The 18,852-nt window shown below is 58.4% G+C and carries 16 protein-coding genes, 1 tRNA gene and 1 pseudogene; 9 read left to right on the forward strand and 9 right to left on the reverse strand.

Translation table 11 applies throughout. The features are described 5' to 3' along the window. Window positions 1-19: 19 nt before the first annotated feature. From QQL28_RS16285 to QQL28_RS16300, 4 genes are all read right to left on the reverse strand, one after another. Entirely contained in the window at window positions 20-472 is a 453-nt protein-coding gene (locus QQL28_RS16285) for a hypothetical protein (protein WP_284267037.1), read from the reverse strand. Continuing rightward, the gene (locus QQL28_RS16290; protein ID WP_284267039.1) at window positions 469-1,566 is read right to left on the reverse strand and encodes a hypothetical protein; all 1,098 of its coding nucleotides are present in this window, start codon (window positions 1,564-1,566) and stop codon (window positions 469-471) included. Before QQL28_RS16290 ends, QQL28_RS16285 begins: the two co-directional genes overlap by 4 nt. A 424-nt stretch (window positions 1,567-1,990) precedes the next feature. Further along, on the reverse strand, window positions 1,991-2,707 hold the full coding sequence (locus QQL28_RS16295; RefSeq protein WP_284267041.1) for a hypothetical protein: 717 nt from the start codon (window positions 2,705-2,707) through the stop codon (window positions 1,991-1,993). Between the two features lie 185 nt (window positions 2,708-2,892). Beyond that, window positions 2,893-4,467 (reverse strand): tetratricopeptide repeat protein, encoded by a 1,575-nt coding sequence (locus QQL28_RS16300; protein ID WP_284267043.1) that lies wholly within the window; start codon window positions 4,465-4,467, stop codon window positions 2,893-2,895. Window positions 4,468-4,828: 361 nt separating this feature from the next. Here QQL28_RS16300 and QQL28_RS16305 point away from each other — a divergent pair, with 361 nt between their 5' ends. Further along, window positions 4,829-5,476 carry a hypothetical protein gene (locus QQL28_RS16305; protein ID WP_284267045.1) on the forward strand — a complete coding sequence of 216 codons (648 nt, stop codon included), beginning with the start codon at window positions 4,829-4,831 and terminating at the stop codon, window positions 5,474-5,476. Here QQL28_RS16305 and QQL28_RS16310 read toward each other — a convergent pair. Further along, window positions 5,465-6,991: a type IV secretory system conjugative DNA transfer family protein gene (locus QQL28_RS16310; protein WP_284267047.1), complete on the reverse strand. Its 1,527-nt coding sequence runs from the start codon at window positions 6,989-6,991 to the stop codon at window positions 5,465-5,467. The two genes, QQL28_RS16305 and QQL28_RS16310, sit on opposite strands and share 12 nt — an antisense overlap. Before the next feature lie 472 nt (window positions 6,992-7,463). Here QQL28_RS16310 and QQL28_RS16315 point away from each other — a divergent pair, with 472 nt between their 5' ends. The 4 genes from QQL28_RS16315 (at window position 7,464) to QQL28_RS16330 (ending at window position 10,697) form a co-directional block, all read left to right on the forward strand. Continuing rightward, window positions 7,464-7,673: a hypothetical protein gene (locus tag QQL28_RS16315; RefSeq protein ID WP_284267049.1), complete on the forward strand. Its 210-nt coding sequence runs from the start codon at window positions 7,464-7,466 to the stop codon at window positions 7,671-7,673. After that, complete coding sequence (locus QQL28_RS16320) at window positions 7,670-7,972, forward strand: hypothetical protein (protein ID WP_284267051.1); 303 nt, start codon at window positions 7,670-7,672, stop codon at window positions 7,970-7,972. Before QQL28_RS16315 ends, QQL28_RS16320 begins: the two co-directional genes overlap by 4 nt. A 962-nt stretch (window positions 7,973-8,934) precedes the next feature. Then, window positions 8,935-9,270: a plasmid mobilization protein gene (locus QQL28_RS16325; RefSeq protein WP_284267053.1), complete on the forward strand. Its 336-nt coding sequence runs from the start codon at window positions 8,935-8,937 to the stop codon at window positions 9,268-9,270. Beyond that, window positions 9,267-10,697 (forward strand): relaxase/mobilization nuclease domain-containing protein, encoded by a 1,431-nt coding sequence (locus QQL28_RS16330; protein WP_284267055.1) that lies wholly within the window; start codon window positions 9,267-9,269, stop codon window positions 10,695-10,697. Before QQL28_RS16325 ends, QQL28_RS16330 begins: the two co-directional genes overlap by 4 nt. A gap of 349 nt (window positions 10,698-11,046) precedes the next feature. Here the strand turns inward: QQL28_RS16330 and QQL28_RS16335 are convergent, their stop codons facing one another. Continuing rightward, entirely contained in the window at window positions 11,047-12,072 is a 1,026-nt protein-coding gene (locus tag QQL28_RS16335) for a tetratricopeptide repeat protein (protein ID WP_284267057.1), read from the reverse strand. Between the two features lie 258 nt (window positions 12,073-12,330). Here QQL28_RS16335 and QQL28_RS16340 point away from each other — a divergent pair, with 258 nt between their 5' ends. Beyond that, on the forward strand, window positions 12,331-13,101 hold the full coding sequence (locus tag QQL28_RS16340; protein ID WP_284267059.1) for a tyrosine-type recombinase/integrase: 771 nt from the start codon (window positions 12,331-12,333) through the stop codon (window positions 13,099-13,101). A 62-nt stretch (window positions 13,102-13,163) separates the two neighbouring features. Beyond that, complete coding sequence (locus tag QQL28_RS16345) at window positions 13,164-14,375, forward strand: tyrosine-type recombinase/integrase (protein ID WP_284267061.1); 1,212 nt, start codon at window positions 13,164-13,166, stop codon at window positions 14,373-14,375. Window positions 14,376-14,386: 11 nt separating this feature from the next. Here QQL28_RS16345 and QQL28_RS16350 read toward each other — a convergent pair whose 3' ends face one another. Continuing rightward, window positions 14,387-14,965, reverse strand: coding sequence for a hypothetical protein (locus QQL28_RS16350; protein ID WP_284267063.1), 579 nt, complete (start codon window positions 14,963-14,965; stop codon window positions 14,387-14,389). A 341-nt stretch (window positions 14,966-15,306) separates the two neighbouring features. On the opposite strand from QQL28_RS16350, the gene QQL28_RS16355 reads away from it, so the two are divergent. After that, a tRNA-Gln gene (locus QQL28_RS16355) sits at window positions 15,307-15,381 on the forward strand. Window positions 15,382-15,678: 297 nt separating this feature from the next. After that, complete coding sequence (locus tag QQL28_RS16360) at window positions 15,679-18,000, forward strand: molybdopterin guanine dinucleotide-containing S/N-oxide reductase (protein ID WP_284267069.1); 2,322 nt, start codon at window positions 15,679-15,681, stop codon at window positions 17,998-18,000. A gap of 8 nt (window positions 18,001-18,008) precedes the next feature. Here the strand turns inward: QQL28_RS16360 and QQL28_RS46130 are convergent. Together QQL28_RS46130 and QQL28_RS16365 are read right to left on the reverse strand one after the other, a co-directional pair. Beyond that, window positions 18,009-18,113 (reverse strand): annotated as a pseudogene (locus QQL28_RS46130) (TAXI family TRAP transporter solute-binding subunit); the annotation flags it as partial. Between the two features lie 205 nt (window positions 18,114-18,318). Beyond that, window positions 18,319-18,774 carry a cupin domain-containing protein gene (locus QQL28_RS16365; RefSeq protein WP_284267073.1) on the reverse strand — a complete coding sequence of 152 codons (456 nt, stop codon included), beginning with the start codon at window positions 18,772-18,774 and terminating at the stop codon, window positions 18,319-18,321. Window positions 18,775-18,852: the final 78 nt, after the last annotated feature.

Genomic DNA, 18,852 nt, shown 5'->3' on the forward strand with positions numbered 1-18,852 from the left:
CGGTTATTGATCGAGAACATCAGCGGACCAGTAGCTCCTCGATGTTCTTGCGCGCCTCGTGCAGAGCGGCCTTGAGCTTGAACTCCGGATTTCGCCGGGATTGGATTTGCTCCAGCAGTGGCAATGCGGCATTCAGAGCGACATGGACCCGCACCAGACGCGCATCCAGATCGTCCATCGCCTTGAGCTCCTGGGCCCACACGTAACCGAGCAGCGTCGATTTTCGGATGCTGAGGCGGTTCTTGAAGTGGAAGGACGGGATATGGCTGCGTTCGAGGGCGAAGTAAGTCGCGCGCAGGGCCTGCGGGTCGCTGCGCGCCTTCCAGTACGTCGCGATGGCCCTGGCACCCACCAACATGTCCTCGGCGAGTGTGGGGTAGTAGACAGCATCCGGGGTCCGGACGCGCACCCTCGCTTCCTCCGGAAGTTCGGATGGATTGACGGTCTTCAAGTCGATGTCGTCGTTCGTCATTGCATCACCTTCGCGGTATGATCCAAACCATTCTTGCGCGGCCGGCCGGGACCGCGCTTCTGCGGTGCCGCCTGTGGGCCCTGCGGCTCGGGCCGCTCGGGCATCTCTGGGGTTTGGTCTTCCGACCGTTCAGCTTCCGCCAATCTGGCTTCATGCACGAGCGCCCTCAGATGTTTTCTGGCTGCCCCCATGCAGTAGGTTGAGGGTCTGCCGATTCCTTTGAGCGTCAGAAAAGCTGCATCGACGCCTAGGATGAACAGGTCGATCAGCACGGTCGGTACGGCCGCCCATGGGTCATCGTGGACGACCTGGAAAAGCGCCTTGATCCTCGCGACCAACGACAGATCGCGCGGCACGAATCCCGGCGACGCTTCGATCGCCGCCTCGATGTTCGACGGCCGGTTGGTATCGAGCCTGTCGAGAATCTGGCGTTTCTCCTCCAGCGCCGCTCGCACCTGTGCTAACCGGCCGTCGTTGGCAACCAGCTTCGACGTCGTGGCGTCCGACGTCTTGCGGTTGGACTGTTTCAAGAGGCGGTCGACCTCAGAGGCGAGGGAAGCTTCCGCACCGAGCGCGAGCTCATACTCCTTCTGCACCCGCGCCCGCTTGGCATCTTCGTCCTTAGCCGCCTTCTGCGCCGCAACCGCATTCAACGAATAAAACTGTTTGGTCAGGACCGTACGGACAGCATCGCCGTTCAATGAAAGGCCAACGAAGATCGCTGTCAGAAATGCCAGCAGCAGCATCAACGCAACCCGGATGGTCTTGCAGACGCGCGAAATCGCGTCGGCGCCGATCGTCACATTCGCGCCAAAACCGCCCCGGCGCAGGGAACGCATGCCCGCCGGAAAGATGGCGGACCGAATGAAGGCGACGTGGTCAACCAGGCCGATGAAGATCGCGACCAGGATCGACATCATCGTGATCAACACGCTGAATGCAGTCTGGAGCAGGTTGTGAACGAGGAAAATGAGCACGATCGTCAGCAGGACGACGTACAACAGGAACAGGCAGCCCTCGGTGATGGCCGTGATCTTCTCGCCCTTCGAGCACTGTGCGAGCAATTCAGGATCATCGTAGCCCGCAACGCGCAATGCGAGCGTTGAAACGGAGTCGAGGAACGAAGACGTTTCGAGTGATTGCAGCGAGGACGAGATCTTTCGATCCTCGTCCGGTTGCGGCTCTGATGTCACAGTGTCGGTCATGCTGGTTCTCCGCTGGTGGATAAAGTGGACGTGAGGAGCCGTGCGGCGCCGAGAGGACGGCGTCGTTGTTCGGTTTCAATGGTCAGGGTTGTGCCCCCCTAGTCGGCGACACAAACTCACAATCGGTCGGGGGCTCTGACCGATTGATTTGGAATAACAAACGGGAGATGCGTGTCGCCGACCTATCAGTTCGGCAACCGCCAGCGCTGCTTATCGTCGGGCCGCCTCAGCTCGGAAGGCCCTGAGCGAGGTTGGCTTGGCGCGGTGGGTAACCTAAGCGATTACGTCGGCGCCAAAGTAAACGCTAAATGCATCATGTATTGCCGTATTTCGGCCGTACGAAGCGCTGGAGAATCTCGATCAGCTCTGGCACCGCCTGATCCGATGTCTGGGATAGAAGCCAGCGGATCAAGTTCAACCTTTCCTGCTCCGCGACACCGCGGGTGAGCAATTCGACTGATTTAGCAATAGGTATCGGTTGCTCGGCTTTTTGAGTTCTTTTGACGAGAGCACAAAGTCCCAGGAAAAAGAACTCTTTGGTGGTGCCTTTCGCACCCTGCGCTTCGGCAGGCGCGTGACCGAAGTGACGAGCGAGATCGGCAACTGATGTCGCGCGATCGGAAAATTGTTCGGCAAGGTATGCGACGCCGGCTTCGATCGACTGAAGCTTCGCTGCATGCAGGGCAAGCGGCCAGACGGTCTTGTGAGCGGCAATATCGAGGCTAAGCTTCGTGTATTTGTAGCGGGTGGCACGCTTTGCATTTGAATTTGGGAGCTCCAGCTCGCCAAAGGACTTCGCTACAATTACTCGCAATTCCTTGATCGACTTTCGGTCGGCCTTCGAGGGAGTCCAAACCGTCGCGGAGTAGATGTAGAGAACAGCGGCGGCCAATGCGTGGAAATTGGCTTCGCGCGCGGTTCTGGCGCTCCGCTCAAGATAGGCGAGCCAAGCGGCTGGCATGGTCGGGTCGCAAATCGCCTCCAGTGCGGCGACCGGCAGATTGGCGGTGATGGTGAGTTCGGTATTCACGCGCCCTCCGATTGTCCACGTCGCGGATTCGCGACCAATTTCGACAAAGAAGTCACTCGCCGCTGAGCCAAAGCTCGGGCGGGAAAATCGTGAAAAGCTGATGAAGAACAGCGCAAGTTCGCCAGCCCCTCGATGTAACCAATAACCGAGTGGGCTTCATAAGTAAATAGGTCTACGACATAAATTTATGTCGGTTCGGGTTTTTTGCTTCTTGGCCTACCTCTTGGTCGCGACGACGTTGTTCGCGATTTTCGCTGCTGGCTGCGATAGCTCCGCTTTTGGTCCCGCAGAAATTCTCGAACTACTTCCATTTTTGTTCGCTCGATGGGATCAGTGATGGAGCGGAGCTTTGCTTCTGATCCGGTTGGAAGGTCGAGCCATGCTGGAAGACCTTCAAGACTAATCTTCCGAGTTATTTGGATGTGCAACGATGAGTCGGCTCGCGCGAGGATTTCTCGCGTAAGACCTCGGTTGAGCCATCGATTATAAATGATGTGGACGTACTTGAAAGCGTTCGTGTGATAGGACCAGTCACGCTCTGCACGCTCGTCCCACGAGTTTCTCTTTCCATGCGCGATGATCGCCTTCACATCCTTCTCGGATAAGATAGGGAAGGGCTGATCCTTTGGCTGGCTCAGTCTCTCAGTAAGTAATGTTGCTTCGTCTCTGATTATCTCGCGAAGCTTTTCCTCTGGGATAACGCGTCTAGGCAAGTCATAGCCGGGGCTCGGGTTTTCGTGTTCTGGGCTGATACCGTAGTACTTTAGAATCCGAGTCTCAATGGCTTTTCGTATTTCCAGAATAACGGCATCCTGGTGATCGAAGCCATCGTGATGAAGGTAGCTTCGAGCTGCTTCGAAGTCTGCTTGGGCAAGTTCCAAAAGAAGTGCGCAGCGTATGCCGCGCACTTCTTTGAGAGTTACCTCCTTGTCAACGTCGGCGCGTAGCCATGCAATCAAGTGTCCGTAGGAGTCGAGCGCCTTATCGATGTGACCGAGTTGACGCTGTGCGTCAGCCTTCGCGTGATACGCATTGCGCAAGAGCGGTAGGATCTCATCCCCGTCTGTGCTGCGTAGAAAGCCGATGAATTCATCACAAGCGTCGATTGTCTTGTCGTGAAGCTCTTGTGCTCCTCTCGTTAGGATAAGTTGGTACATGGCTAAAAGTAGCCAGATGCGCATATCAGCATCTAACTCATAGACTTTCGTTTCAGCGACTGATCCTAGGAAATCGACCGCTTCTTCGAACCTTCCAACCTGGCACAGCGCAATGCCAACCAATGTTGAAGCGACGGCGCCAATGGCTCGCAGCTCGGGATCTTTTTCATCGCGAATTCTTCGCTGTGAGCCAAGAACGATTTGCTGACTGAGATCGGAAAGAGCCGCCCCGTATTCTTCAAGCTTGAAGTACGCCCATCCGCGATAGTGATATGAGTGCAGATCGTTGGGACTGAGCTCGATCGCCTTCGTAAAGTCTGCGATTGCAGCTCGAAGATCGTTCCCTTCGAACTGAGCGAGACCTCGGTTAAACAGCGCGAGTGCGTTATCAGGATCACGCCGTACTACATCGGACAGACGCTCAGTATGGGGGCGGCCCGAGGCGATTTCGAAATTGATGATCTTCGCGCCTTCTAGCTTGTCGAGCGGGTAGTCCTTCGGCAGATCTGCGAGATCTATCGGCCTGTATAAGACCCTGACCTTTATCGACGAGAGGACTTCTCTGGGAAGTTTGAGCGGTCTCACTGTGGCTAAACTGGACACTTGATGTGTTCCATATCCTTCGAAGTCGGCAAGAACCTATCAGCTCAGAGATGGGCGGCCGCATTTTTCAGAATCATTTGTAACCTTTTGAAGGGCCTAAGTAAGCCGTTGACCGTCGATATGAATAGGAACAAAAAGGGAACTTTATCGCGCGGCAAGTAGCACCCTTAAGAGAACTGCTAGCCCGCGGGGCTAGCCTCAACGCCGTGTTCTAGGCACGCCATCCCACTCTGCACCCAAGTAGAGAACCTCGGAGATACGGGTAGACGTTCATTCGCTCCCCTTCGAAAAACTTTCGCACGCATTGAAAGCATTTGAGACAGCCTGACCTCGCGACGCGCGAGCCGTGTTATACTCAGGCATGAAAGCATCGTGGTCAGTCGCGCTCGCTTCGCCGCGCTTCAAACCGTCGTTGGCGGACGAACTCGCACGCCACGAGAGGGAGAGGGCGCCTGCGCCGCTCGCGACATTTGTCACTCGCGATCCATTCGAAGGCTACGCGCGGGCGCTTACGACACGCGGTGGCTTGATGTTTACCTACCGGGACCAGGCGGCGAATGCGTTTCTCGACGCGTTGCGCTGGTCGGTCTGGCTTGGAGCAAATGGCGCTGTTGGCTGGTGGCTGCTGCAAAGCACACTGTCCTGGACCGGGACGGCCGGTGCTTTCGCGGGAGCAGCCCTGATCATCACCTTGCTTGTGCGTTGGAAATTCAAGCGGTGGCACAGCATCGAAATCCATCCCGACGGTATGATTGCCGACGGCCGATTCTTCACCCTGGATGCGATGGGTGAACAATGGCCCCAGTTGCAGCCCAAGAGTGATAACGGCGATCGCCTCGTCTTGAGCGGCGTCTACGGCACACGGTTCATCGAGTTCTGTACAGCGAACCGTCTTGGCCGCAAGGATCGAAGTCCCGAGCGCCTGGCGGAAGATCTTGAGATGGCAATGGAGCAACTATGGGGCCGCCGGGACGCCTTTGCCCCGGCGGCCCATGCTTCAGAGATGTAAGCCGTTGGCGAAACGTGCCCGAATGCGTGCCACGTCTTCATGGGAAAGGCGCGAAGCTACCGCCGGCGGCCGGCCTTTTATCATGAGCAACTGGCTCTCGTGCTCACGCGCGAAGCCCTGCTCGAACTCCCAAGGCGTGATCAGCTTGCCAAGCCGTTGAGCGACGTAGTTGAGCGTTTGGCCGTCACCATTCGCAAATACCTGAACCAGTCCGGAGTTGCCGAGGAAGCTTTCCCAGGACTGGGGATACGTCTTCTTCAACTGGGTGATATCCTGAACTACGAAAAGGGGCCGGATTCCGAAGCCTGGGAAGTAGCTTGAGGCGCGCTCCATGAACGGCATGTTCAAGGTAGCGAATTCCTCAAGGACGAACAGCACAGGAAGCCGGTCTCTGGGGTAGGTCCCCAGACTTTCAAGAACTGTGCAAGCAAGCTGCACGACGACCCGCAACCAGCGTGAATGAGATTCCATCTGACCGACCGGCAGACAGAGATAGATGCTCGTCGGCCGGTCACCACGCAGGTCCGCAAGCTTGAAATCAGAATGGCGGAGTGTCCGCTGCAACAGAATGCTGTCGAGAAAATCCGTATGCACGGCAGCGGTGCTGAAGATTGATCCCCGTTCTGTCGGCGGCGTTTGACCGAGACGGCCAGACATGCCGGCTGCAGCTCGGCCGAACGGCGCGTCGAGGTTTTTCATGTTGTCTAGGAGTGCGCCCATTAGAACGGCTTGCATGTCGAAATGGCGCTTTTTGTCATGCTTGGAGGCAGACGCCATCATGGCCGCGGCTGCCCTCTGTCCTTCAGTGACAAGCGGTCCATAGGTCAAACACAGCAACTCACGCACGGTGATTAGGTGCCGGTCGCGCTTGGGTCGCGTGAGCGTGATGAAGATCAGTCCGGCCAGCAACGTGCGCGCGCTGTCATTGAAGTGCTTGGCGTTGCCACCGCCCTCGACATCCGGCACCAGAGCGTGCGCAACCGCCATCACATCGCCGACGATGCGAGGGCTTTGGGGATCGAGCTCGGCCAGCGGATTGAATGACGCACTGGGCCCATCGTGGACACCAAACGGATCGAGCACATGCGTCACATGGCCCATTAGACGTCTCAAACTGGCCGTCTGCGCAAGCTCTCCCTTGGGGTCAAGCACTAGCATGGAGCCGGAATAGAGATAGAAATTGGGTTCAAGAATCGTTGAGGTCTTGCCTGCACGTGTGCCGGCGATCAGCATCATCGGCCGGTCGTCAGCGTAACCAAGAAATGTCTGGCCGAGCTTGCCAATCATGAGTTGCCCGAACTCATATCGATAGCCCATCAACTCACCCGGAGACATGTAGTAGTTCGTTCGCTCGCGGTCCTTCTTAAGCCGGGCAATCGGTATGCCGCGCCTTACATGTTCCTCCATGAGTGCCCGCGTCCGTTCATCCATGTTGGGCAAGCTTGGATAGGGGTGAAGTGATGTCCGCTCGATCGGCGCACCGTATTTGCTGAATTCGTCCCATGCGAAACGCATTCCAAATCTCCTTTGTCCGAGATTGAAACTGGTACGCGCTCAGGCTCGATCTCGGCGCCGGAATGTTTCGCAATCCGACAAACTCCGTATCCGTCGTACTCAGTGTGGGTGGCCGTGGATCAGTCAATGTCTCAGCCTGATTCACGACGTGCCCTCGATGCTAATCGCTCCAAGCGGGCTTGCGTTGGCGTTCCTTGGCGAGCGTATCGGGCCGGTTGGACTGCGGTGTCGCTCACGCCGTTTCCTTTCGGTGAAGCCCGCGGGGCTTGAAGGATGCGGGTTCTAGGGCCGTCGTCGGCGCGAAGACCGTCAATCGCTTTTCCCCAAAACGAAGAGGCGGTTGCGCTTAAGGGTGCGCAGACCGCCTTTCGTTTCGGGTCCACTCAAAAGCGATTGACGCGCGCCCGGAACGCCGCCCCTCGGAACCGCATCAAGCCCCGCGTCGGGGCTTCACTTTGTGAAAGGAAATACCATGAGCAGCCAACCACACTTCATCGCCTACAGTGTCAAGGAACGCGACGGCAAAGCCATCTGGACCAAAATTGGAGCCGGGTTCCTGCACCAGAAATCAGGTTGCACGATCCAGCTCGACGCATTGCCGCTGGGGGACCGCATCGTCCTCCTCGAACCGAAGGACGACAAAGCTGGTTCAACAGCAGCCGGCAACGGAGGTGCTCCATGAGCACTTCTTTCATCACACCCGGTCACGTGCGCGCCTTCCAGGCTGTTACGACGCAGCTCTATGGCGAGGTGACCCTCGCCAGTTGCCGCATCGACGGCAAGCCGGGCGTTGCAATCGTCCTGATGGAGCATGTCGGCGAGGGCAAGGTCGGTGTCATGCCACTGTTCGTGGCCATAACTGAGAATATGAACATCGTATTCGCAGGTGAAGCCGAGGGTGACGGAGGCGAGGGCGGCGGCCCGGCCCGCGGGTTTAAGGCCGCTAAGAACGTCACCACGCCAAATCGCGACATTTCGTAACCGCCGCGGGTCCCCGCCGGGTAACTGGCGGGGCTTGCCGGCATGTTGCAGCTGAAGCGCCGTTGCAAGTCTGTCGTTATGAATACGGCCGTCTCTTCTCATTCGAAGAGACTTAGCCGAAAGACAACATCGATGATGACGAGAGGGAATTCGCATTTCTTGGCGGACTCTTTTTGGCTGGGTTTACATGAGCGTTGCGCGAGCGAGTGTTTTCCGTGGTCATGCCAATGTTCGCTACGGAACGGTTGAGAAACATCGACAATCGTTCTCGATAGTTCTACCGAGCTCGATTTGCATATTTCAGGATGAGATCAATACGTAGGGGCATTGTGCGCCAGACCGCGGCCTTAGTGCGTCAAGGGGGCTTCCACCCAGAACGCAAGAAAATGTCCGCTGCGCGTCAATTTTCCTGCGTTCCGGGTCCCTGCGAACCCCCCTTTGACGCCGGCCGCGCTCAGTCGCCCAAAGCCCCTACGATTGTAAAACTCAACCCATACGACGGACATCAAGATGATAAGCCTTCTACAGCAGATACCGACCATCTTGGCTCACATCCTTCTGGGCGCCTTATACATCCTGAATCTTATATTTGTCCTATTCGCTCTCGTGGATGCGGCCTTCCGCTTTTGCGCGCGAGTTCAGGAGTGGTGCGAGTATGAGGCATCGCGTGTTCGTCGAACTGATCCCGAGCCGAAGATTGTCGTAAAGGCGCTATTGATTGCACTCGGTCATTCCTATTTCTCACGATCATGGAACGATGCGGCGAATGACAATCTTTGAGAATTACAAATCCTTTCGATGGTCGGGTGACTCATGACCAGTACAATTGTCGGCGTCTACATGGCGGGGAAAAGGCTACGTAGGCGAGATGTCCGTTTCCCTAGGGGAAACGGTTCTCGTTGGGGGCCGGAGAGGTGGCCCCCAAACCCCAGGACGCATGCGCTCTGCCAAGAAAGGATGACATGGGTCGACCGAGAAAAACTGAACCGCGTGACAGGCAATTTAATCTGAGCCTGACAGCGACTGAATATGAAAGCATCGTAAGGCGAGCAACCGCACTAGGCATGCGGCCGATCCATTTTGGACGGGCTATTCTGCTCCGCGTAGACGGCGGGGCCGTTTCCAAGCCGCAGCCCGCAGATAATGGCGCCCGCCTTGTCGCGCTACAGCTATCGCGGCTGGGGAATAATCTGAATCAGCTTTTGCAATATCTCCACACGACCGGAGATCCGGTACCTGCCGATCTCGAGCCCCTGCTCAACGACATCCGCAACCTGATCACCAGGGTGCGCGGATGATTGTGAAGAATTCCGGTGACGGGAAATCCTTCGGGCCGCGCGCCGAATATCTGACCCATGACAAAGATGCGAGGACCGACGAGCGCGTCGATTGGACCAAAACTCATAACCTTGCCAACGAAAATGTGCATGCCGCAATCGACGAGATGCAGTTGACGGCTGAAAATGCCGAATTGCTGAAGCAGGAAGCTGGAGTCCGTGGAGGCGGCCGACGCGCGGAAAAGATATCAAAGCACTACAGTCTGAATTGGGCCATTTCGGACAGCCCAAGTCAGGAGCACATGATCGAGACTTGCCGCGATTTCCTTCGCCATATGGGATGGCATGAACATCAGGCAGTTTTCATCGCCCACAACGACAAGCCATATAAGCACGTCCATATCCTGATAAATGCAGTGCACCCGGAAACCGGTTTGCGCCTCAATGACGATTTTGAACATGAGCGGGCACAAGCGTGGGCGCTCCAGTACGAACTCAGCCAAAATCACGTTCATTGCACCGAGCGGCTGAAAAATGCGAATGAGCGCGAAAAAAATATGCCGCGAAATATCTGGATGAGTTTTCAGCCTTACGAGCAGGAATTTCTGAAATCGGAACAACACTGGCAACAGAATGTGGAGGTTCCCGAATATCAGCCCAAAAATCGGAAAAGCGCTGAATGGGAGATCTTCAAGGAAATCCAGCGCGATGAGCGCGATCAGTTTTATGCTGACGGAAAAAGGGAATTCAAAGCGTTGCGAGCATCGATATATCGCGAAGTTCGTGAAGAATTTCGCGAGCGATGGGGCGATTATTACAAGGCAAAAAAGCTCGGAAGGAAAGAGGACCAGCACAGCCTTGAAAAAGTGAAGTCGGAAATCATCGCCGATCAGAAGGCAGCGCTCGAACCGCGCCGCGACGCCGCGTGCGCGGAGCTATTGCAAGCGCGAGAGATCAAACGTCAAGAACTCCGCGAACGCCAAACGAAGGAGAGGGCCGAATTCCGTGGGCGGCTCGAACTTGGAATAGACAATTCCGACTTCTTCCACCATCTGACCACCGGACGCGAGCGTCGCGAGGAGATCGGCCTAGGCTTTCGCGAGGCTGCCTCCGAGGTCACGCGGAGTACAACGGTTGAGCAGACGCGATCGTCGGAGTGGGCTGAGGTCGAGCATGACAGCCGGAGGCGCCTGTCACGAGTGGGCCTTCTGCAAGCCGCGGAGTTTGGGCCGCGCAAGGCCGCGCGCGCAGCGGGGGCGCTGGTCGACGGAGTGTTTTCCTTTCTGACGAACTTGGGGTCGGCGCCGCCCGAGCCCATCTCCTCGCAAGAGAGGGCAGATCAATTCCGGGAAGCGGCCGAAAATGCGCTCAAGCAGGAGCAGCATCGTGGACGTGAGGAGGAGGATGCCGGATGGCGCGAGCGTCAAAGGGCGATCTCCCGAGAATGAGCCAGGGGCCGGCCCCGCCACGGTCGAGCCCCCATCTTTCTTGGCGAACCAATTGGCAGATGATGCAGGCATTGACAGGCTGGCGGAAGAGACCGAGGCGGAGGAACTGGCGCTCGAGTCCGAATTCCGTCGCAAGCTGAGAGGTCTGCGGTGGTTACCAAGGCAAGCCCGGGCGGGAGCGCGGCGCGAACTCCATGAATGGCTGAGAGCGTCGCTCAGGGCTATGAAGGAACGAAAGGCAACCGATCGGCGTGTGGCGGCCAGTTGGCGGCGCAAAAGGCTTGCTGAACGCAGCCGCCAACATAATCGACTTTCCGGGCCACACCCCTGATAGGTCAAGGACGCCGTACTAGTCGGCTGGAAACGGCGCCGAGCCAAACAAGCGTTTCCAATTGCTGCGGAGGCAATCTTCATATTTCACATTGATGTCCTTTCCCCCGGCTGCCGCCGGCACGGCTCCTTCAAAGAAGCAGCGGTATTGCAAAGCAGGAGGAATGCGATCCCGAAGTCGAGCGCTCTTGGCTCCATCGATTATTGCCAATGCCTCCTTTGCATTCGCATTTCCCTGCGCCGCGGATTTGTTCAGCCATGACTTTCCCTTTGCGATGTCCTGAGGCGCTCCCATTCCGGCCACGTACATCGCGCCAAGAAAATATTCGGCTTGTTCATCGCCGGCTTCGGCGCCACTCTGGAACAAACGCATTGCTTCAGCTTGATCTTTGGGGACGCCTTTGCCATCGAGGTAGAGAGACGCAAGCATCGTTCGCGCATCTATTTGGCCAGCATCGCTTGCATTACGAAACCATTCGGCTGCAACCGCATAGTCTTGGTGCACCCCTTTTCCTTCATTGTACATGAGCCCAACGTGCAGCTGGGCAAACTGATCGTTCTGATCTGCAGCCTTGCGGTATAATTCCATCGCTTTTGCATAGTCCATCGGGGCCCCTTCGCCGTACTCGTACATCCAGCCGAGATTCGCCTGAGCGTCAGAGTCATTTTGAGCGGCGGCCTTACTAAAGAAGTCAAATGCTTTGGCTTTATCGACCGACACTCCCCAAAGACCTTCCCGGTAGGCGTGCCCCATCCTCGACTGAGCCAGTGCGTCGCCCTGCTCGGCGGCCTTTCGATACCAGAAGACGGCTTGCCGCCCATCTTTCGCGGTACCAAGTCCGCCAGCGTAAAAATTGCCCAGTATCGCTTGGCTACCTGCATGCCCCCGATCTGCCAGGATTCTGAGATGGATAAATGCTGTCGCCCAATCGTGCTTTCTTGTGGCCTCCACCACGCGACGCGCCGCTTCCTCGGTCGACATGGAAGCTGCTGCCGGTGAGCTTTGTTGCGCCTTGGCTACATCGATGTGCCAACGAGCGCTCATTGGAATGCACGTGAAGACGATGGCTAGCGAGGCAAGACCCAGAACATATGCGCGGTGCCCGGCTTGCGAATTTGAAACAGTTCTCACGCCAGTGAGACTGTATGGCCGATAGTGTTTCAGCCTGCCGGAAAAGGCTTGATATTGGCTCTCGGGAGACGCTAGACTCTAAGACGAATTTTCTGCCGATCGCACACTCTTCGCAGATTTTTAGGGGACTTCTCGTGCTTCAACACTATCGGCCATTTTGTTTCAGGCACGATGATGCAAGCACCGAGACATACCGATCTGACCCTGTACGGCTTAAACGGTGACCGCAAATATCTGAATGCGGTTGAACGGCGTCGGTTTATTCGGGCGACTAAAGAGTTCTCGACCGATGTCCGCCTTTTCTGCCTGACGCTTTGCTTAAGTGGTGGTCGGATTTCAGAAGTTCTCGCTATGACCCCGGCGGGTCTCGATCTCGAGGCCGGCACTGCCAACCTGATTACACTCAAGCGCCGCAAGCGCGGAGTCATCCGGCAAGTACCTTTGCCAAGCGATTTGCTTAGCGAGCTCGACCGCACCTTCGGCATCAGGGATCGGCAGCGTTACCCTCCCAAAGCGCAAGGTCGGATCTGGAATTGGAGCCGCAGCACCGCCTGGCGGCGCGTGAAGGAGGTCATGGCCGAAGCCGAGGTCATGGGCCTAGCAGCCAGCCCCAAGGGTTTGCGCCACGCGTTCGGAGTGGCTGCATTTCAGTCTTCCGTCCCGCCTCATCTGGTTCAACGCTGGTTTGGTCATGCCTCGCTCCGTACGACAGGCATCTATTGCGACGTCAGCGGGCCCGACGAGCGCAGGTTTGCCGAGCGCATGTGGGCGAACGGGTCTCGTTGGTGGCTTGGTAGCCGGGCCGGCCGAAGCAGCTGTGCTGCACTGATCAAGCACATCTTGAGACTAATAAGTCTGACCACAAGCACTCTGCTCGTCGTTGCGCGCCGGCCAGTGTCATCGGGCGAGCTGCGCAATCGAAAGAATGAAAATGTTTTGTAATGGCAGCCGTCCAGGATTCTCAGCGCCGCGGACCGATGTTAGAATCCGCATGAGGGTGTCTCATGTCAGTTCGCAAGCGTAAATGGATCTCTCCTGGTGGCCTCGAAAAGGAGGCGTGGGTCGTCGACTATGTCGATTTGCGCGGCAAACGGCGAAACAAGCAATTCATCCGCAAAAAGGCTGCTGACGAATTTGATACGACCGTAAAAGGCGAGATGCGGGCCGGAACGCACACCGCTGAGACGGCAAGCATAACGGTCAATGAGGCCGGCGATCGATGGATCGCGAATTGTGAAAACGCCAGCCTTGAGCGCACAACGGTCGACGCCTACCGCTCCCATCTTGAACTTCATATCAAACCATTCCTCGGCGTTCGCAAGTTGACCCAGCTCACGGTACCGATGATCACCGATTGGGAGCGAAAGCTCAGGGATGGTACCGCAGATCAAAAGCCGCGTTCGACAGCAATGATCAAGCGTGTCCGCAACGACCTCGGAGCGTTGCTCAGCAATGCGATGGATGAAGGCCTGGTTGCCCGCAACGTTGTCGCAGAGATGCGGTCCAAACGCAGGCGCAACGGTGCTCAGTCTGAGCGCCGGGCCAAGCGTAAGCTACAGGTCGGCGTCGACATTCCTACGCCGGAAGAAATCAAGGCCATGGTCGGCGCCATGGAGGAGTATTGGCGACCGATTTTGCTGACGGCAATTTTCACCGGCCTTCGCGCATCCGAGTTGCGCGGCTTGCGATGGGCAAATGTGGATCTGTCCCGCCGTGAACTGCATGTTCGGGAGCGGGCGGACGAGTACAAGCAGATGGGCCGGCCCAAATCGGAGGCTGGCGAGCGAACGGTACCCCTGCCGCCGCTTGTCGTCGCAGAACTCCGACGGTGGAAGCTGAAGTGTCCCAAGACCGACCTGGGGCTGGCCTTCCCGAGCCCGGTAGAGGGGGTGGGCATCGTCGGTCTGACCTACATGGTCAAACGGGGACTGTGGCCGACCCAGATTGCCGCGGGGATCACCAAGGTGGGCAAAAACTCGAACGGTAAGGTCGCTACCGTAGCCAAGTATTCAGGTCTGCACTCGCTGCGGCACTTCTTTGCAAGCTGGTGCATAAACCGCAAGGTCGATGGTGGTCTCGAATTGCCCGTCAAGATGGTCCAGGAGCGCCTTGGGCATTCGACTGTGGCCATGACCCTGGACATCTACGGCCACCTGTTCCCCCGGGCAGACGACACCGAGGAACTAGCCGCGGCAGAGCGTGCTCTATTGGGTTGAGCAAGGGCGCGCTAACTTGAAGCTTGGCCCGTCCAGAACTCAGTAAGCTCCTCTAACGCCGTCCGCGCGGCTTGGTAGACCTTCGATCGAAAGGTTGGGACGTCCCAGCGCGCATCTGAAAAGCTGTAGCCATGAGGCTCAGCAAGCTCGTATGCAAGCCGCGCAATCAGATCGTCATGGCGTGCGGTTGCGCGAAGTCCGAGGCCGAGCGACGTCCCTCGAAGCCAGAGGCGAACTGATTCCGGCGTTTCGCCGTCGAACGTAATATGCTGAATCCGCCCTAAAGCTGAATAGATCATAGCCTCGGCGAAGTCGGACGAACCGTAGCGTTCGACGCCGAGCCGGTGAACAGCGCTCGGGGCATCGTCATAATTGAGCAAACAGGGTTCAAATTCTGGAAACTCTTCGGCCGCAGCAATCATGAGTCGGAAGAACTCGTGAATTTCGTCTTTACCGCTCTCCCCATCAGCAGGAGGTGTGCCGTCAACGTTAGAATGAGCGATGACCAACAGTAAACGGCCAGGGGTGCTGGACCGCGGTACCAACTGGCCCTCCGGGTCGACAAAGTCAGCCTCGGCCAGGATTCGCATGCTAGTGTCCCCAATCGCGGCAATTAGAGTGACCCGCCACGAGGCAGCTCCTCGGAGGAGAAAGCCGTCTCAACGATCGAGGATTGTCGCGGTGCTCCTCTGTCGCCGTCCTAGACTATACCCGCCGTTCGCTTGGCAGCTGCCCCTGGCTGGCAAAATATGGTGGAACTAGCCCTCGGAGTGGGTGCTCTGCTATAGAACATGAGTCTGGGCAGAGCCTGGACGCAGCATAGACGCAGCATGGCGGGTTTTTCGAAGACCATTTGCAAAATCCAGTCGTTGCGACTATACGCATAACCGCCTAAAAGCACTGAGCTTTTTAGGATTTCCCGAGCACTTTTTGGGGCGTAGCCAAGCGGTAAGGCAGCGGATTTTGATTCCGCCATTCGGAGGTTCGATCCCTCCCGCCCCAGCCAGCACATAAGCTGCAGCACTATTTCCGCCAACCAGGAGGGCCGAGGTCACGCTTGGCTGGGCGATTGCCTCTACCAGGCGGCTGCCGCCACTTCAATTTGAGCTGCTCGCGCCACGCGTGCAGCAGCATAAGGTCCCTCGGCGGCTGCGGTTCATGCTGACCTGATCACGTTCCTTCTGGTGCAGACGTTGCCGCCGAAGGGATCGTTGCGATGACATCGGGGAGCGGATCGTTATACTGCTCAAAACAATTGCGATGGGAGCCGGCCCGAGCGGCGCTCTGCGACAAGGACAACGCGATGAACGAGACGATTGGCTTCCCCGATCCCGGCCTCGACCTGTCGGACGGCTTCAAGCCGCACACCTCGCACTGGGGCGTGTTCTCGGCGCGCAACAGTGAGGCCGGGCTAGAGGTCAGGCACTATGCGGGGGATCCCGATCCGAACGGCATCATCGACAATTTTCCCGGCGCGCTCCGCCACCAGGCGCGCATCGCCCAGCCCGCGATCCGCCGCGGCTGGCTCGAGCGTGGTCCGGGTCCCGATGATCGTCGCGGCCGCGACGAATTCGTCTCCGTGAGCTGGGAGAAGGCGCTCGACCTCTTGAGCGGCGAGCTGTCGCGCATCCGCGACACGCGCGGCCCGTCGGCTGTGTTCGGCGGCTCCTATGGCTGGTCGAGCGCGGGCCGCTTTCATCACGCGCAGAGCCAAGTGCACCGCTTCCTCAACATCGCGACGGGCGGCTATGTACGGTCGGTCAACACCTATTCCTCGGGCGCATCCTCGGTGCTGCTGCCGCAGATTTTGGCGGGCTACGAAGACATCACCAAGCGCAACGTCACCTGGGAGCAGATCGCAACCGAGACCGAGGTCTTGCTGGCGTTCGGCGGCATGGCGCTGAAGAACTCCATGGTGGCCGGCGGCTCGATCAGCAAGCATGTCGAGCGCGGCGCCATGGAAGCGGCGCGCCGGCGCGGCTGCGAGTTCGTCCTGGTCAGCCCGCTGCGCGACGATCTGCCAGCGGAGGCCGGTGCCGAATGGATGACGTGCGTGCCCGGCACCGATACGGCCCTGATGCTCGGCATCGTCCACACGCTGGTCGAGGAAGGTCTGCACGATCAGGCCTTCCTCGATCGCTACACCGAAGGCTGGCCGGTCTTTCTGCGCTATCTGACCGGCGAGAGCGATGGGCAAGCCAAGAGCGCGGAATGGGCGGCCGCGATCTCCGGCGTCGATGCGCCCACGATCCGCGGGCTGGCGCGTCGCCTTGCCGGGAGAAGAGTGCTCATCACCGTGTCCCATTCGCTCCAGCGCGCCGAGCATGGCGAGCAGCCGGTGTGGATGGGCATGGTGCTGGCGGCTGCGCTCGGGCAGATCGGCCTTCCCGGTGGCGGCTACGGCTATTCGCTCGGCGCGATCGGCTATTACGGCCGCCGCGTCAACGACGTGCCCGGACCGACGCTGGGTCAGGGGCGCAATGGCGTCGCCGATTTCATTCCGGTGGCGCGCATCGCCGACATGCTGCTCAATCCCGGCACCACCTATCGCTACAATGGCGAGACGCGCACCTATCCGGATATCCGTCTGGTCTACTGGGCCGGCGGCAATCCCTTCCATCACCATCAGGACATCAACCGCCTGCGCAAGGCCTTCGCCAAAGTCGACACGCTGGTGGTGCACGAGCTCGCCTGGACCGCCACGGCCCGGCATGCCGACATCGTGCTGCCCTCGACGATGACGCTTGAGCGCGAGGACATCGGCTATTCCACCAACGATCCCTTGATGGTCGCCATGCACCGCATCGCCGAGCCGTTTGGCCTTGCACGCGACGACTATGAGATCTTTGCCGATCTCGCCGATCGGCTCGGCGCCCGCGAACCCTTCACGGAAGGGCGCGACGCACGGCAATGGCTGGAACATCTCTATGAGCCGACCCGCGCTTCGCTGAAAGCACGCGGTCTCGAGGCCCCAACGTTCGAGGAATTTTGGCAGCGCGGCAGCCTGGTCGTGCCGCAACAGCCCGACGATGGCGGCAGGTTGCGCCGCTTCCGCGAGGACCCGGTCGCTCACGCGCTGCCGACGCCGAGCGGACGCATCGAGATTTTCTCGGCGAAGATCGCGAGCCATGGCGATGCGGACTGTCCCGGCCATCCGGTCTGGCTCGAGAAGACCGACGTTCCGAAGCCAGGAGCGCCGTGCTTCCTCGTCGCCAACCAGCCGGTGACGCGTCTGCACAGCCAGCTCGATTTCGGCGGACATTCGATTGCAGCAAAGCACCGCGGCCGCGAGGTTGCGCGCATGAATCCGCGCGACGCGGATGCTCGCAGGATCAAGGATGGCGACATCATCCGCCTGTTCAACGAGCGCGGAGCCTGCCTTGCCGCGGTGCATGTCACCGACGGCATCGCGCCCGGCGTCGTCCAGCTACCGACTGGCGCGTGGTACGACCCGATGGATCCGGAGGAAGAGGCGCCGCTCTGCGTTCACGGCAATCCGAACGTGCTCACCCGCGACATCGGCACCTCATCCTTCGCGCAAGGCTGCACCGGCCAGCTCACGACCGTCGAAGTGGAGCGGTTCACCGGTAATTTGCCCCCGATCCGCGCTTTCGATCCGGTGTAGCGGACGCGGGGCGCGTAGGGGACAGGCAGGAACTTGAAACCTGGCTCCCACCGGCCCTTCACGAAAGCATCCACCGGCTTCGATGTAATGAAGAAGACGGCTGCCATCTCACCCCACAGACTCGAGACTCGGTAGCTCGTAGGGCTTCGGAGCCACCACAGATCGATAATTTGCGACCAACTGACATAGTCGCTTTCATCGCGGCATGGGTGGACCTACGCCTCGAAAATCGCACCTGTCTGATCGCTGCGGGACCGCCGCGCAATCCAAGAAGACTGGGATCAGATTGGAATTTGGAAGCGCCTCAATCAAAAGTCGCTAGCCGGCTTCTGCAAGCCGCGGGGAGCGACGCCCGCCGGAGGCGAAGAACGTGCGCTTGAACCTGTTGACGGCGCGGATTGCGAAACCGAACCCGATCGGAGTGGTTTGGCGCAAGAAAGCGATCTTCTTCACATAGCCCTCGACATGCCATTTCGCGTGCGCACCCTTGCGGAAAAAGATCACGTCGCCGACGCCGTAGCGTTTCGGGGGCATGCCCTCGCTCTCGAGTACGATCGATCCTTCGAGGATAATGATGGTCTCGTCGAGGTCGTAGTACCAGTTGAACTTGCCCTCGGTGCAGGACCAGATCATGGTCTTGGCAGTGGCGCACGCGCTGGTCGACAGCACGTGCTCGCGCGCTTCCGGATTGCCTTCAATGATCTGTGATGCATTGATCGGCGACGACTTGAGATCCACGTTGCAATGGCCAGCTTCAATCAGTGCAAGCGACATCAATCACCTCACAAAATTGGATAAATTGTGCACGGCTTCAAAAGCACCTCCGGAGAGAGGCCTAGTTGCAAAAGCATC

It is taken from the genome of Bradyrhizobium iriomotense, assembly GCF_030160715.1.
Lineage (GTDB): Bacteria > Pseudomonadota > Alphaproteobacteria > Rhizobiales > Xanthobacteraceae > Bradyrhizobium > Bradyrhizobium iriomotense.

What these genes read in the sequence shown, in the direction of transcription:
- QQL28_RS16285 (WP_284267037.1), bottom strand. Translation starts at nt 472, where the DNA reads ATGACGAACGACGACATCGACTTGAAGACCGTCAATCCATCCGAACTT.
- QQL28_RS16305 (WP_284267045.1), top strand. Translation starts at nt 4,829, where the DNA reads ATGAAAGCATCGTGGTCAGTCGCGCTCGCTTCGCCGCGCTTCAAACCG.
- QQL28_RS16310 (WP_284267047.1), bottom strand. Translation starts at nt 6,991, where the DNA reads ATGCGTTTCGCATGGGACGAATTCAGCAAATACGGTGCGCCGATCGAG.
- QQL28_RS16315 (WP_284267049.1), top strand. Translation starts at nt 7,464, where the DNA reads ATGAGCAGCCAACCACACTTCATCGCCTACAGTGTCAAGGAACGCGAC.
- QQL28_RS16320 (WP_284267051.1), top strand. Translation starts at nt 7,670, where the DNA reads ATGAGCACTTCTTTCATCACACCCGGTCACGTGCGCGCCTTCCAGGCT.
- QQL28_RS16325 (WP_284267053.1), top strand. Translation starts at nt 8,935, where the DNA reads ATGGGTCGACCGAGAAAAACTGAACCGCGTGACAGGCAATTTAATCTG.
- QQL28_RS16330 (WP_284267055.1), top strand. Translation starts at nt 9,267, where the DNA reads ATGATTGTGAAGAATTCCGGTGACGGGAAATCCTTCGGGCCGCGCGCC.
- QQL28_RS16335 (WP_284267057.1), bottom strand. Translation starts at nt 12,072, where the DNA reads ATGAGCGCTCGTTGGCACATCGATGTAGCCAAGGCGCAACAAAGCTCA.
- QQL28_RS16340 (WP_284267059.1), top strand. Translation starts at nt 12,331, where the DNA reads ATGATGCAAGCACCGAGACATACCGATCTGACCCTGTACGGCTTAAAC.
- QQL28_RS16345 (WP_284267061.1), top strand. Translation starts at nt 13,164, where the DNA reads ATGTCAGTTCGCAAGCGTAAATGGATCTCTCCTGGTGGCCTCGAAAAG.
- QQL28_RS16350 (WP_284267063.1), bottom strand. Translation starts at nt 14,965, where the DNA reads ATGCGAATCCTGGCCGAGGCTGACTTTGTCGACCCGGAGGGCCAGTTG.
- QQL28_RS16360 (WP_284267069.1), top strand. Translation starts at nt 15,679, where the DNA reads ATGAACGAGACGATTGGCTTCCCCGATCCCGGCCTCGACCTGTCGGAC.
- QQL28_RS16365 (WP_284267073.1), bottom strand. Translation starts at nt 18,774, where the DNA reads ATGTCGCTTGCACTGATTGAAGCTGGCCATTGCAACGTGGATCTCAAG.